Annotated in this window: 11 protein-coding genes and 4 pseudogenes; 11 read left to right on the forward strand and 4 right to left on the reverse strand. The window is 53.4% G+C overall.

The annotated features are described in order from the left end of the window. Positions 1–122: 122 nt before the first annotated feature. Positions 123–211 (reverse strand): annotated as a pseudogene (locus KO503_RS14965) (transposase); the annotation flags it as partial. 1 nt (position 212) lies between these two features. Between KO503_RS14965 and KO503_RS14970 the strand changes: the two are divergent. After that, positions 213–338 (forward strand): annotated as a pseudogene (locus KO503_RS14970) (IS3 family transposase); the annotation flags it as partial. A gap of 86 nt (positions 339–424) precedes the next feature. Here KO503_RS14970 and KO503_RS14975 read toward each other — a convergent pair. The 3 genes from KO503_RS14975 to KO503_RS14985 all read right to left on the reverse strand — a co-directional run bounded on the left by KO503_RS14975 (position 425) and on the right by KO503_RS14985 (position 3,535). Further along, complete coding sequence (locus KO503_RS14975; protein ID WP_215992362.1) at positions 425–1,555, reverse strand: alpha-hydroxy acid oxidase; 1,131 nt, start codon at positions 1,553–1,555, stop codon at positions 425–427. 52 nt (positions 1,556–1,607) lie between these two features. Then, complete coding sequence (locus KO503_RS14980) at positions 1,608–2,675, reverse strand: amidohydrolase family protein (protein WP_215992363.1); 1,068 nt, start codon at positions 2,673–2,675, stop codon at positions 1,608–1,610. 149 nt (positions 2,676–2,824) lie between these two features. After that, complete coding sequence (locus KO503_RS14985; protein ID WP_215992364.1) at positions 2,825–3,535, reverse strand: GntR family transcriptional regulator; 711 nt, start codon at positions 3,533–3,535, stop codon at positions 2,825–2,827. Between the two features lie 165 nt (positions 3,536–3,700). Here KO503_RS14985 and KO503_RS14990 point away from each other — a divergent pair, with 165 nt between their 5' ends. From KO503_RS14990 to KO503_RS15030, 10 genes and pseudogenes are all read left to right on the forward strand, one after another. Further along, positions 3,701–4,498 carry a glutathione S-transferase family protein gene (locus KO503_RS14990; protein WP_215992365.1) on the forward strand — a complete coding sequence of 266 codons (798 nt, stop codon included), beginning with the start codon at positions 3,701–3,703 and terminating at the stop codon, positions 4,496–4,498. A gap of 47 nt (positions 4,499–4,545) precedes the next feature. Continuing rightward, positions 4,546–5,538, forward strand: a complete 993-nt coding sequence (locus KO503_RS14995; protein WP_215992366.1) for a TRAP transporter substrate-binding protein — start codon at positions 4,546–4,548, stop codon at positions 5,536–5,538. Positions 5,539–5,604: 66 nt separating this feature from the next. Beyond that, positions 5,605–6,105, forward strand: coding sequence for a TRAP transporter small permease (locus tag KO503_RS15000; protein ID WP_215992367.1), 501 nt, complete (start codon positions 5,605–5,607; stop codon positions 6,103–6,105). Continuing rightward, positions 6,102–7,400 carry a TRAP transporter large permease gene (locus KO503_RS15005; protein WP_215992368.1) on the forward strand — a complete coding sequence of 433 codons (1,299 nt, stop codon included), beginning with the start codon at positions 6,102–6,104 and terminating at the stop codon, positions 7,398–7,400. The genes KO503_RS15000 and KO503_RS15005 overlap by 4 nt, the downstream gene beginning before the upstream one ends. 64 nt (positions 7,401–7,464) lie before the next feature. Continuing rightward, the gene (locus tag KO503_RS15010; protein WP_215992369.1) at positions 7,465–9,015 is read left to right on the forward strand and encodes a bifunctional 3-(3-hydroxy-phenyl)propionate/3-hydroxycinnamic acid hydroxylase; all 1,551 of its coding nucleotides are present in this window, start codon (positions 7,465–7,467) and stop codon (positions 9,013–9,015) included. Between the two features lie 27 nt (positions 9,016–9,042). After that, positions 9,043–9,876 carry a fumarylacetoacetate hydrolase family protein gene (locus tag KO503_RS15015; RefSeq protein WP_215992370.1) on the forward strand — a complete coding sequence of 278 codons (834 nt, stop codon included), beginning with the start codon at positions 9,043–9,045 and terminating at the stop codon, positions 9,874–9,876. A 1-nt stretch (position 9,877) separates the two neighbouring features. Further along, the gene (locus KO503_RS15020) at positions 9,878–10,774 is read left to right on the forward strand and encodes a VOC family protein (RefSeq protein WP_215992371.1); all 897 of its coding nucleotides are present in this window, start codon (positions 9,878–9,880) and stop codon (positions 10,772–10,774) included. An 81-nt stretch (positions 10,775–10,855) separates the two neighbouring features. Then, positions 10,856–11,260: pseudogene (locus KO503_RS17830) on the forward strand (IS21 family transposase); the annotation flags it as partial. Between the two features lie 20 nt (positions 11,261–11,280). Further along, positions 11,281–11,415, forward strand: a pseudogene (locus KO503_RS15025) (ATP-binding protein); the annotation flags it as partial. A 441-nt stretch (positions 11,416–11,856) separates the two neighbouring features. Beyond that, positions 11,857–14,124, forward strand: coding sequence for an ATP-binding protein (locus tag KO503_RS15030; protein ID WP_252731119.1), 2,268 nt, complete (start codon positions 11,857–11,859; stop codon positions 14,122–14,124). The last annotated feature ends 517 nt before the right edge of the window (positions 14,125–14,641 follow it).

Consider the following 14,641-nt stretch of genomic DNA (forward strand, 5'->3'; position numbering starts at 1 on the left):
CGTAAGCGGGACAAGACCATTCTGGATAGACGCGTTTGTGGTTCCAGCCATGTCCTTCATCTCAGCAATCAAAGACGCATCTATTACCCGGCAGGCGATTACAAAGTAATCTGCCGAGGGGGCATCCCACCAAACTTGGCCCGCCATTTGTAAAAGCTGGCGCTGCTCATGCATGCTCGCGGCAAAGCTCGGACACAGGTGTACCGCCTTCATGGGAAACCCAGCGTCAGGCGGAAATGGCGATCTTTGAATACATAAACGGGTTTTATACCCCGCGACGCCACCACTCAGAACTGGGCTGGAAAAGCCCCGTCGCTTTCGAACGGAAAGTAGCCTAAACGAGCACTTGGAGCGGCATCAAGCCGTGAAATGTCCACAGGCTACAAATAAAAGCTCGCATCAGGGGCCAATTTCAGGGGGTAGCTCATCGGGTGTACGCCATTGAATGCTGGTTCATGGAGTGGCTAAGTTCCTTAGCCAGAATGTCGACGGCATGTGCCGCCCCTTTGGGACCCATTGCTGCCACAGCATAATAAAACGGACGGCCCAAAAATACGCAATCTGCCCCGCGCGACATGGCTCTTAACAAATCCAATCCACTTCGGACCCCGCTATCAAGGAAAATCGGCACAGTATCACCCACGCTTGCGCGAACCTCAGGCAAGCAATCAACTGGCGTTGGCAGAGCGTCACTCTGGCGGCCGCCGTGGTTTGACATCCAAAGGGCATCGGCACCAAGATCCAATGCGCCAGCTGCATCTTCTGGCGTCAGTATGCCCTTAATGGTGATCTGGTGTGGCCAGCGCGTGCGCAGACTCTCGATGTCGGCAGGGTTAAAGCGTGCGGCAAGCTCGCTTTGAACCAGACTGGCAACGCTTTGGGACCCTTTTTCTGCATATCGTGTGAGGTTTGCAAAGGTCGGGATGCCGTTGCGCAGAACCTCAAGCGCGTATCGCGGGTGCATCGCCGTTTGCAGGGCAGACGCAGTGCTGATCTTTCCGCCCGCAGGCAGTCCTGCGCGGCGTGCCGTTTCGCGGCGTGCGGGGCTTGGCACATCGATTGTGATCACCAAATTACGAATTCCAGCCGCGTCTGCGCGGTCAAGCAAATCGTCGCGAATCTCGCGCGACACCGTTGGGTAGAGTTGAAACCATAGGTTCGCGCACGACAGCTGCGCTGCATCTTCGATTGAAAGAGAGGCGACCGTGCTGAGCACCATAGGAATATTCCGCGCTGCAGCTGCCTGAGCAATTGCACGGTCTGAGCCGGGCCAGATCAGTCCTCCTAGCCCGACAGGGGCGACGCCAAAGGGGTACGCATAGCGGGTGCCATGAATGTCGACAGTTGTATCGATTTGCGGTGCCTGCGATAGATAGCGTGGTGACAGATCGATCTCTTGAAATGCCGCCAAATTTTTCGCAAGGCGCTGCTCATGCCCTGAGCCGTGTTCTAAAAACGCCCAAGCGAATTCAGGGATCCTCCGTCGTGCCTGTTTCGCAAGGTCCTCGATCCGAGGATAGCGGTCCTCAGGCGGCAAAAGGAATTTCGTCATCATTGGCTGCTATCCTTGTGCCGTATAGCTTGCATAGGTTTTCTTGTTGGACAAATCACGTAACTGATCCATCGCATGCAACAGAGCCGTCGAGTGCAAGGAACGCCCGTGCATTGCCGGACGTTAGTCGTTCAAATACAGATTCCTGTTCAAAGGCGTCGTGGAGGCGTCCCACGGGGTCAGTTTCACGAAAGTTAAACGGGTAATCTGTGCCGATCATCACGCGATCATCGCCAAAAACCTCGACCACGCGCCGCAACATTTCTTTATCGAACGTCAAACTGTCGGCGAAGAGGGCGCGGGCCTGAATACTGGGTGACGTTTCAAGCACTTCGGCCACAGCAGGAAAGGTGTGAAAGCCTTGTTCTAATCGTGGAAGGAGAGCGGAAAAAGTGCCGCCGCCATGGCTTAAGGCAATCCTAAGGTCAGGTGTTTTACGAAGTAAGCCGCCGGTCAGGATGGAGGCTGCGGCAAGACCTATATCGCTCGGATACCCGAGGACCTGCTGCAAGTTAGGCGGGCCAACGAGCCTGTCCATACCTGTGGGGCGGACTGCATGTACAAAGACTGACAAGTCGAGCCGCGCCACTTCTGTGAAGAATTCGGCAAACTTCGGGTCGCCGATGGCGGTGCCATTCACATTGCTACCGATTTCTATGCCTGCAAAACCAAGCTCGTTTTTGAGGCGGTGTAGTTCTTTCACCGCCAAGTCTAGATTCTGCAAGGGAACTGCGCCAAGACCAATAAACCGGCCGCGCCCCTCATGCACCATGGTTGCGATGACATCGTTGATGTAGCGAATTAGATCCGCGGCCACATGCGCGTCCAGCCAATAACTGAAAAGCTCGGGCATTGGTGAGAGGGCCTGAACCGCGATGCCACTGCGATCCATATCTTCGAGGCGGCGCGCTGCCACCCAGCAAGCATCGCTGACGGTGCGGTACGGGCGACTGTCGATGATGACTGTGCGGTGACAGCAATCCGAACTTTCGGTGCTCGGCCATCCAGATGGCACAGGTCCTTTGGCCCATTTTGGAAAGGTCGATGGGACTATGTGGCTGTGAATGTCGATCGCGCCACGGGCACAATGATGGCCTATTCCATTTTGATGCTGGTGGGTCATGATTTTGTTCCAATGCGATGCGCTGAGGGCGTAAAAATATTTTGGTTTTGGTGCGTTAAACTTCGTAAAATGCCAAAATCGGCCTCATGCGGTTCGTGTATCTTATATGGCAAGAACCCAGTGATGGGGGGCTGCAGCTCGCGCCCTCATCAGGGCTGATCTTGGTGCATTATTGGCTTTAAATCCTCAAGGACGGCTGCTGCGGTTTGTTCGTAATGGTGCATCAGCGCTGTGATGGCCCCCGTCGCGTCGCGGTCGAGTGCAAGCTGCAACATGGTGGCATGTTCATCGCGGACATGCCGCGTGGTGAAAACCTTTTGGATCGATAGCATCCGATAACGATAGAGGCGGTCAGCCAATTGTTCGCAGAATTCAAGTAATTGGCGCGAACCGCAGCGTGATATCAGCGTCTTGTGAAAGTCACGGTGTAGCGGTTCCCAATCCGGATTGCTGTCGAATGTATCTGGATCGAGCGAGCGCGGGGTGCGGGTGAGCCGATGGTGTGCGATGATGAGTTCTTCGTCCCACTCTGGTGTCGCATTCGCGATGGATTCTCGCAGGGCTATCGTTTCCAGCCAGCAGCGCGTCTTTGTCAATTCACGTAATTCGTCAAGATGGACAGGCTTTACGAAAAAACCGCGCTGCACGCGGCTATCGACCAGCCCTTCAGAGGACAGCCGATTGAGTGCCTCGCGTAGCGGCGTTTGTCCCGCGCCGTAACGTTCAGTGAGGAGCTTCATTTGTAGCTTCAGTCCCGGAGCGAGATGCCCCGTTAGGATATCTGTGCGCAGCTGGTCGTGAAGCCTATCTGCAAGGCTGTTTGCCTTAAGCCTATCACGGTCTGTCCTGTCGCCGTCCATTTGATGCCCTCCGCTGTATAGCTACTTATATATATTATTCTCCGATAAGGTAAATATATATATTTTTTATTGACGGTCCATTTTATATATATTACCCATTGTCCCACAGTGATTGGCCGACAGCATCGTGCAGGATGCTGGTTTTGCGGCTAGGGAGGATGACTGATGCTGACACTTTATCACGGCTCAACCAGCGTATGTTCTCAGAAGGTGCGTGTCGGTCTTGCCGAGCTTGGGCTTAGCTATGATAGCGTTGTTTTGGACCTGCAAAAGGGGGATCAGTTCGACCCCGATTACCGTAAACTTAACCCGTCAGCAGTTGTTCCGACGCTTGTTGATGACGGGCTTGTGGTCGTCGAGTCGAGCCTCATCCTTGATTATCTAGATCGTGAAATGGGGGCAGGGCAGTTGTCACCGAAAGGCGATGTAGCAGAGGTGGCGACCGCTCATTGGATGCTGCGCACACTGGATATTCATGCCGCGATCAACACGCTGTCCTTTTCGACCGCTGCGCGAGATAGGATCCGAGCCAAAAAGACACCAGAGCAAATCGCACAGGATCTTGAGCGCATGCCGGACCCAGTGTCGCGGATGAAACGTCTTTCGCTGCTTGAGGATGGGCTCGCCTCGGTCCACGTGACGCAGGCGCTGCTGGTGTTGCGCCGCGCCTTTACAGACATGCAAGCAGTGCTTGAGGCGCATGATTGGATGATGGGAGCGGCATTTTCTAAAGTGGATGTTGCTTTGATCGCTTATATTGATCGGCTCGATCGTCTTGGTTTTTCTGGTCTGTGGTTGAGTGAATTTCCAGCCATCGATGGTTGGCTGCGCGCGATGCAATCGCGGCAAAGTTATGCAACAGGCATCGCTGCCTTTGCCGATCTTGTCGCCAGTGAAACTCTGCGGCAGTCCGGCGCACGTTATTGGCCGGACCTTGAGGAACGGTGGCTAAAATTGCCATGACCGGAACGGGAGGTTTCGGTCGAAAATCATCAAATGGGAGGAAGACAATGACTATCAAGAAATCATTATGCTTGGCGGCGCTGTTGCTTGGGGTTGCTCCAGCGGCTTTCGCAGAAACACTTAAAGTGTCCACGTTTCTACCGCCAAATCACGCATTTAATCAGATGCTTACGCTATGGGGTGAGGAGCTGGCAGAGAAAAGCAATGGTGAATTGACCATCGAGCTGTTCCCCTCTGGCCAACTTGGACCGGCACCACGCCAATTCGATCTGGCACGCACAGGGGCCGCAGATGTGTCGGTTGTTCTAAGCGGAGCAACACCAGGGCGTTTCCCAATGGCGGAACTCGCGGGTCTGCCGCTGACTTACCCATCGTCTGGCAGTACCAGTGCAGTGACCTCGCGTCGGTTGACGGAGTTGGCACCTGAATACTTGGCCGACGAACTTGAAGGCACGCATGCCTTATGGATGGCGGTCACGCCGCCGCTTAAGCTGCACACGGCGTCGAAAGATCCATCCGATCTGTCTGCGTTCGAGGGGATGCGCGTGCGCTACGCTGGTACAATTTGGCAGCAGATGATTGAGATTCTAGGTGCGTCCCCTGTGCCTGTGCAACCCGCTGAGACTGGTGACGCACTGTCCAAACGGGTCGTGGATGCCACCGCGTTCCCATTCGAGGCGACCAAAGCGTTCGATCTTGGCCCCGTGCTGGATTATTCGATTGAACCAGGCTTGGCCTCAGCGGCCTTTGCGGTGGTGATGAACCAAAAGACCTATGACGGTTTGAGCCCCGAGCTGAAGAAACTCGTCGATGACACCACAGGCCCCGACCGTGCCGAGGCTTTTGGCAAGATGCTTGATGAGGGAGAGGCAGCAGCTCGCGATTACATGATCGAAGCTGGCGTCGAAATGGTGGGGCTCTCGGATGATCAGATGGCCACGCTTAAGACAGAGTTCGCGCCAGTCTTGAATGCGATGGTGAGCGAAGTCGATGCGACTGGCGCGCCCGGTTCCGCATTCCTCTCGGCCTACACGCACTGATTAGGCTGTCCTAGCTTCACAGGGGTAGGGGGATGGCTCCCTACCCACCCATGAAAGGGGGGCGTAATGCTTTCACAGGATCGCTTGACGCGACTTTTTCATTATATTGCCTCGCTTGCCATTGTTGTGATGATGCTGACCGTGGTGTCCGACGTGGTTTTGCGCTTTGCCTTCAACACGCCAGTGCAAGGTGCATATGATGTGGTTGGATTTAGTCTGCTGATCATGGTGTTTTTCGGCATGGCACCGGTCGTCGCAAAGCGCAGCGAAATCGTGATTGATCTTATCGACACCTTTTTGCCCGCGCGCTCTCTTGGCTTTTTGAAATGGATCGCCTCGTTTGGGACGCTCGTTTTCTTTGTGTTCCTTGGTTGGTCTATGTTTGGGCCTGCACGGGATGCCTACACATACGGGGACCGGTCTCTTGAACTCGGCGTGCCACAGTGGACACTTTGGGCGATCGCTTTCGTCGGCTTGGCTGGCAACATCTGGGTGGCGCTGCGGCGGCTGTTTGTTCGCGATCGAGATCAAGCCGACACCCCCAGTATTTCGGAGACAAAACCATGAGTGCTTTCACCCTCGGCCTTACCGGTGTCGGCGCAATGTTTGTGCTTTTGATGCTACGTCAGCCTGTGTGGCTGTCATTGGCCTTTGTCGGCATCGTTGGGAATATCTTGCTTAACGGTTTGCCTGTGGCGACAATGCTGGCAGGCACAGGCAGTTTTGACACGGCCTTGAATTACGCGCTTTCAGTGATCCCGCTCTTTGTCCTGATGGGCGAAGTGGCATCGGGGTCTCGCATGTCCGCCGAACTTTTTGCAGCAGCGCGGGTCTTCACGACTGGCGTGCGTGGAGGGCTTTCCATCGCATCGATTGCTGCATCGGGTGCATTTGGGGCGATCTGTGGATCTTCGGTGGCAACGGCGGCAAGCATGACTCGCATCGCCATGCCCGAGATGCAAAAGGCTGGCTACAAAGATGGCTATTCTGCGGCATCCATCGCGGCAGGAGGTTCATTGGGCATTCTTATCCCGCCATCGATCATTCTTGTGATTTACGGGTCGATTGCCGAGACGTCGGTGTCCCGATTGTTCGCAGCCTCAATGATTCCAGGCATCGTGTTGATGCTGCTCTACATGGCCATCTCGGTCATGCTTGCGGGGCGTGCAGGCCCACCGCCGGATGCCGAAAAGGTTTCTATGGCGCAGCGCTTCTTAGCACTTTTGCGACCTTGGCAGTTTATGCTGGTTTTTATTGTCTCAATCGGCGGTATCTATGCTGGCGTTTTTAGCCCAAACGAGGCCGCCTCAATTGGTGCATTTGGCGCGGTGATCATCGGGTTTCTACGTCGGACGTTGACCGTGCAGGGGTTTATCCGTGCCGTTCAGGCATCGGTTCTCATTTCCTGTGCGCTGTTCATGATCATCATCGGTGCAACCATGTTTGCCAATTTTGTTGTGCAAACCCGACTGCCGGAAAGCCTTTTGGCGCTAGCGCAGGCCGCCGAACTTTCGCCGGTATTGGTGATGGGGTTGATCGTAGCAATCTTCATCATCTTGGGATGTTTTCTTGAAGGTATCGGAATGGTGCTGATCACAGTGCCGGTATTTTTGCCTATCGTGACCGGCTTTGGGTTTGATCCGGTTTGGTTCGGTGTGCTGGTGGCCGTGCTGGTCGAACTGGGTCTGATTACGCCACCCGTCGGGATGAACCTATTCATCATCAAGGCACAATGCGCGACACTGTCGATGGGCACGGTCTATCGTGGCATCCTGCCATTTTTAGTCGCGCCAGTGTTGTTGGTGATCCTGCTCTTCGCCATGCCGCAGTTGGCCCTGTGGTTGCCTGAAGTGCTTTATTGATAAGGCCGTTCGTGGTCGCCGCTTTGACGATCACGCAATAAACTAGAAATTTCGGAGATAACAGATGACACTAGAATGGGACGTGACAGTCGTTGGCTGCGGGCCGGTGGGTGCCTATGCTGCCAATCTTTTGGGGCAAGCGGGTCTACGTGTGCTGGTACTTGAACGCGATATGGCACCCTATGCGCTGCCGCGCGCAGTGCATGTGGATCACGAAATGCTGCGACTGCTGGCAGATGTAGATCTGCTCGCCCCTTTCGAAGATAAACTGCTGGCGGGTGACGGGCATTTGCATATTGGGGCCGATCACGGAATGATCCGGTATCTGAGCGCCGTGGATAAACCCCGCGCCTTTGGTTACGCCAATGATTATTTCTTTTATCAGCCTGAGTTGGAAGAGGTCCTACGGGCGGGTCTGGCGCGTTATCCGAACGTGAGCTTGCGCTTGGGTCAAGAGGTGACGGGACTTGAGATCAAGAATGAGGGCGCACAGCTGACAGTGGGGGACGAGACGATCCAAACCCGCTGGGTGCTGGGAACAGATGGCGCTCGCAGCATGGTGCGCAAGGCGCTTGGTGTGCAATTGGACGATCTTAAATTCGAAGAACCTTGGCTGGTGATCGATGCCGAGGTCGATGGTCCTATTTCTTTCCCTGACCTGACGGGAGTGCCCGAAACCGCAAACCTGCAACGGCTATCAGTGATGATGTGTGATCCGTCACGTCCAGCGACCATTGTGCCGGGCCGTGGCACGCATCGACGTTGGGAGTTTATGCTGCTGCCCGGCGAGGATGACGTCGAGATGTCCCGGCCTGCAACAGTCGCGGCGCTTGTTGAACCTTGGGTGCAAAATGCGCCGCACCGGATTATCCGCGCGGCCACTTACCGCTTTCACGGTCTGGTGGCTGCTGATTGGCGCGTCGGCCCTGTCTTTTTAGCTGGGGATGCTGCACATCAGACGCCGCCTTTCTTTGGGCAGGGTATGTGTCACGGGATGCGCGATGTTGCAAACCTCGCTTGGAAACTGGCTCTGGTCATTGGGGGCAAAGCCGACACCAGATTGCTCGACACGTATCAGCCTGAGCGCGACGCACAGGTACGACATGTCATCGGCAAGGCTATTGAGGCTGGGCATTATATCTGTGTCCTTGATCCTGCTGAGGCGCAGGTGCGCGATGAGCGGGTCCGAGCACAAAGCGATATCCGTACCGCGGCTGATCTGATCGCGCCAATCGCGTCCGATATTATCTGCGCAGGCGCGGGGGGACGGTTCATCAACCCTGCCGTTCGCGATGACGGAGCGCTGCTTGATTCTGTGACAGGGGGCGGCTGGGTGCTGCTGTCGCGCGGTGCGCTGGCTTTGACGCCTGAGGCGGCAGCCGTTGTCGCGCAGCTCGGAACAAGGCCGATCGACATGAGCAGCGAGCTGTCAGATCCTGATGGCCACTTTGACACTTGGTTCGATGCGCATCAAGCGCATCACGTCTTGGTGCGGCCAGATTTCTACACTGCGGCAGTCTCTAAAAACGCATCGCAAATGAGTGACGAAATCGTCCGTCTTGGACGGGCCATGGGGCTCGGACAGCCCATCTCAACCAAGGTTGCCAGCTCCTGAGAGCAGTAAAAAGAAAGGAATATTAAAATGCGTTTTATTAGTTTCGAACATGAAGGCCGTTCATCATGGGGCCGTGTTGAAGGCAGCGATGTTGTTGATCTCGGGGCGCTTCCGAATGCGCCTGTCGGTCTGCGTCAAGCCATTGCTGAGGATGCACTGAACCTCGACGGGCCAGCGCCGCGTTTGTCCAAGTCATCGGTTAAGTTGTTGCCTGTTATCCCAGATCCAAGCAAGATCCTTTGCGTTGGGCATAACTACGAAGACCACCGTAAAGAAACGGGCCGAGCTGCTGTTGCGCACCCCTCGATTTTTACGCGCTTTGCGGATACTCTTGTAGGGGCGCATGACCCTGTAATCTGCCCGACTGTATCGGAACATCTAGATTACGAGGCAGAGTTGGCCGTCGTTATTGGAAAGGGTGGACGCAATATTTCCGAGGCTGAAGCGATGGGCCATGTCGCTGGTTTTGCTTGCTTTAACGATGCGTCCCTGCGTGATTGGCAATGGCACACCAACCAGTTTATCCCTGGAAAAAACTTCCCCGATACCGCGCCTTTCGGCCCTGAACTGGTGACGCCAGATGAAATCGACGATCTTGATGCCGTAGTTGTACGCTCAATTTTGAACGGCAAAATTATGCAAGAAGCGCCGGTGTCGCAAATGCTCTTTCCAATCCCTGTGATCATAGCCTATGTTTCGCAATTCACAGCCTTGTCGCCTGGTGATGTGATTGCCACGGGGACGCCAGGTGGTGTTGGCGCCAAGCGCACGCCGCCAGTTTGGATGAAGCCGGGGGACGAGATCGAGATACGCATTGATTGTGTTGGTTCGCTGCTGAGCAAGATCGTGGCGGAGGGTTGACATGACGTATGATTTTCCCTTCGAAGGGTTGCGCAGCGTCGAAGTTGAGACGCCTGATCTTGCTGCAGCCGTTGCTTTTTACACCGACATTTGGGGGCTGGAGGAGGCATCGCGCGATAGTGCTTCCGTCTGGCTGCGCGCCTGTGGCTCTGATCCCTACGTCCTGCGTTTGACGCAGGGCAAGGCCACTGGTGTTCTTTCCATGACATTTCGCGCGGCGGCGAGCACTAACCTTGCGGCTCTGCGTGATCGTATGGTCGCTGCTGGTGGAACCGCCGAGGGCGAGATATCTGTGCTGCAAGATCATGGTGGCGGGACGGGGTTTGCATTGCGCGACCCCTCGGGACGGCTTTACCGCGTCGTGCAAGGGGATGCCCAAGTCGCACCAATCCTAGACAAAGAACGGCATATGCCCGACCGACTGGCGCACGTGAATATCAACACCTGCGATCTTGAGGCCGATATTCGTTTTCTTGAGCAGGGGTTGGGCTTCGTGCTGACGGATCGTTCCAAAATGATGGGTTTTTTGCGAACCAATTCTGACCATCACTCGATCGTCCTCGCGAGCGCCGAAGTGGATACGCTGAACCATATTGCCTTTAACCATCCTGACTGGGAGGCTGTCATGAAGGCCTCCGGGCGAATGTGTGACGCTGGCTTTAACATTGGGTGGGGACCGGGACGCCATGGGCCTGGGGACAATGTGTTCCTCTACTTTATTGATCCCTTCGGGGTGGTCATTGAACACACGGCAGAGGTTTTACAGGTCGACGACACCTACAGCGTCGGCGGTCCTGAGGACTGGACGTGGGCTAAAGGCCGGACAGACCAGTGGGGGATTGCTCCATCCAAGACGGAAGCCTGCAAGAAAGCGCAACTTGCGATCCCGTTTTTCTAATTAGACGTCTTACGGTCTGACAACCCCTTTCAGAGCCTCAAAGCAAACGTCTGCTTCCATGCTGTTTGACTAACGTCTGGCCGCATCATTGATCGATCCTACCGAAAACCTAGCAAAGTTATTTATGATTGACGCCATTATTTGACGGTTATCCAACGCAAGCTCGGTGCATTACGCAATGGTGCGCCGTTTGCAGAGATGCTCGACCCCTTCCAGCGGCTGCAAGATCACATGCTAGGTAAGGATGGTGGTGACAGAGAAATGTCAATATCCTGTCCTTGGTCCTACATCACAACGAATAGGCTGTGCTGCGAGATGTTGAATTAGCTTTGGACGCTAGTGTGCCGACCAAGACGCATATTCTGGACCTCCTGCATCGGCTGATTGGATCAAATCCAGACAGATCACCCAAAGATCTATCCACCAAACGCTTTGGTTTTGGGAACTGCGCCGAAAGCAAACGTAGATCGCTATGCCACCCTCAGACAGGCAGGGGAGAAGCACAATTGCGTCATGATCCTGCAAAAGCCTCAATCGTCATCATGCTGCGTAGTCTCAAGCTGCATGGCTTGGCGCATGCGGTTGATGATCTGGTCGCTAAGGGCGCTCCAGCGCCTGAGGCCGCTACACTGTTGGTGTTATAGCCGCTTAAAGTGGAAATGGTGGAACGGGAGGTGTGTTCGAGTGCTTAGCTGCCGTTGATCGGGGGCCCAAACGCGGCATTGCAGCTTCCCTGACGCAGCAGTTAGCCCCATCAGCGCTGATGCCAGACATTGCAAAATTCGAAACAAACATCTCTGTAAGTTCGGATTGTCGTCATATTGTTGCCCTTTTTGCAGGGTAACAATCACTCAAATTACAATGGCACCTTATCTATTTACTGCGTGTTTTCAGTCGCCTGCAAAAGCCATACATTCAATAGGTGAGAAATGTCTTCAGATCACAAGGCGCGATGGATCCAAGGGATCAGTCTGGTTATTTTTCTTGGACTATCCTTTTCCTCATTTTTCTTGGTGCACAAAGTTGCACACGGTAGATCGCAAGAATCCTTTCAGGTTTTGGTTGATCAAAGCCTCACTTCTTTGGATCGACGTTTCGAAGACTATAGTCGGCTCCTTGATGGCCTGAATGGCCTAGTCATGGCATCTGATGGGATAACCGCGTTGGAAATGTCAAACTATGTTAAAGCACTGAACGTGAGCGATAGTATGTTGATGCTTGATGCCATCGGTCTTGCCACGATGGCATCACAAGAAAGTGGCCCGACTGATGGAGTTAGACAGTTCGAAAGTATGTCATCTACGCTTCAAGCTGATCATTTCATCGTGCAGTATATTGAGCCGCCCGCCAACCACCAAATGTTTATGGGGCTGGATTTTGCAAGCAATCCCGATCTCCTTGCGATCGCAAAAAAGGCACGTGATACAGGTCAAACTCTTGTAACTGGACACTTCCCAGATCTCGTTCCTCAAATCGGCGGCTCTCGGGCGTTTATGCTTAAGCCAATCTACAAACCGCAGAAAGGTGACTTTATTGGCTTTGCTTTTGCAGTTTTGAACCTCGAGGATTTCTTCAACGGTCTCACATCTGCGCAAGGCAAAATGATAGAAATACAAGCCGAATTTAATGCACAGACAGCAATTGATACGATCAAAACGGTACCCGCGACGCCCATTGACACATCAGACTACAGTCGTCGCCAGTCAATTGAAAAATTCGGACAAACCTTTTCTATTGCATTTAAAAGTACGCCGCAGTTCGATGCTATTCAGCCATTCCGAGCAAGGTGGATTGTTCTGGCACTAGGGCTCTTGATTACGACACTGGTCAGCACAATCTTGCGTGTGTTGATCAAGAAAAGCCATACAATCGCTGTTACCATAGCGCAAAAAACCCGAGACCTTGAAACGCAAGACAAAGAGAAGCGCTCCATTCTTGAGAATGCGATGCTTGCGATCCTCTCGGTCAATAAATCAGGCGAAATTCTCCAAGCGAACGAGGCTGCACTGAAGCTTCTGTTGCCGCTCACGAAACACATGAGGCTGGTTGGAAAGTCTCTTGGTGACTTGCTACCGAACATGGATCTGCAAGGTGTTGATGGGTGGTCAAAACTACATGTGACATCGTCGATCAAAACCGCTGAGCCATTGATTATCGAAGTCGAAAAGAAAACGTGGTTCACTGCGGAAGGCGAAGAGCGGACGACGTTGCTCATGCGCGATATCACTGTCACCGAACGACATGCAAAGGAGATTGTCGAGGCTGAGCAACGGTGGAATCTCGCCCTGAGAAGCGTTCAAATCGGCGTTTTTGATATTGATTTAGAGCGCGGAACCTCAGTCGTCTCCGATACTTGGTTCGATAACATGCATACTGTAGCTCTTCCAAACTGCAAAAACCCCTATCAAGAACAGATGGTTCGCATGCATGCGGATGATCTTGCCCTTTTCAAAAAAGCCGAAAAGGACTGCATCGAAGGCCGCACAGACCGCGCTGAAGTTCGTTTTCGCATAAATGTCGCAAATGATGAATGGCGCTGGATCAAATCTGATGCCGTCGTGGTCGAGCGTGCTCCAGATGGGACCGCCCTCAGGATGCTCGGGATACAGACGGATGTGACAGAAATCTTCAAGCTGGAGCGGATGAAACGTGATTTTGTCGCCACTGTCAGCCATGAACTTCGCACGCCTTTAACGTCGATCAAAGGCGCGCTCGGACTTTTGCAAGGTCAGTCACAGATTGAAAAAACCAAGATTACTGACCGATTGATCGAGATTGCCTTGTCAAATTCTGATCGTCTTTCCAGTCTTGTTGACGACATTCTAGACATGGAAAAAATGAATTCTGGCAATATGAACGTTGAAGTGAGTTCGTTCAGTCTTAACGAGATTTTAAGTGACGCATCACAACAGGTCGAAACTTACGCCTCGCAGTGGAACGTCGAAGTGGAAGTGCTGAAGCCTGAAGTTGAACAGATGATCTCAACAGACAAAAAGCGTGTTATACAGGTTTTGACAAACCTGCTATCGAACGCATGTAAGTTTGCGCATTCCGAGACAACAGTTAGGCTTGCGGCCGAAGTTCTGCCAACCCATATCAAAATTTCAGTGAGCAATTTGGGGCCGGGCATACCCGAAGAGTTTCGCAACAAAATATTTCAACCCTTCTCTCAAGCGGACAACTCCAACGCACGTCAGCGTGGAGGTACCGGCTTGGGCTTAAGTATCTCGCGCACCTTGATTGAATTGATGGGCGGCACGATCGGATTTGAGAGTGAGCCAGACCAAGAGACCGTTTTCTGGTTTACCTGCCCTTTGACTGAGGCTTCAGAAATCTTAGATGTGGCGTAGTCCAACTTTGCTCCCCAATTTGATGCCCTACTTTGAGAGAGGTGATCGCGGGAGTTCAGGCCAGTACTTATGGTGGGTCAACTTGTGAGAGAAATGATCTGAAGTGACGAAACGAATGAACCATTTATTTGGTTTTAAAGCCAAGGTTGCGCTTGAAGCTATCCGCGGAGAAATGACAATAGCTGAGTTATCGAAAAAATACGAAGTGCATCTATGATGGCAGGTGTTTGCAGGCAAACACTGAGAGGCAATGCAGATTGGAACTTGGAAGCGATCCGCGATTAAGAATATGGCTGCGGGGTTTTCTAAACAAGGCGGTGATTTAGCGTAGACCGTTGAAGTTCTATTAATTTGGGAAGTCATGTTCGCTTTTCCTGACATGGCATCCCTACATCGCGCCTGCCGCTAACGTCCGGTTTCCGCCGATTCTGTTGAAAAACTAACGGTTGCGAGTGCAGAAACTATTGCTTCAAACACAGCGCGAGCGCCTTTCTTGTCAGGCTTTGCTCGTTTGCTG

Source organism: Pacificibacter marinus (assembly GCF_018860505.1).
GTDB lineage: Bacteria > Pseudomonadota > Alphaproteobacteria > Rhodobacterales > Rhodobacteraceae > Celeribacter > Celeribacter marinus_B.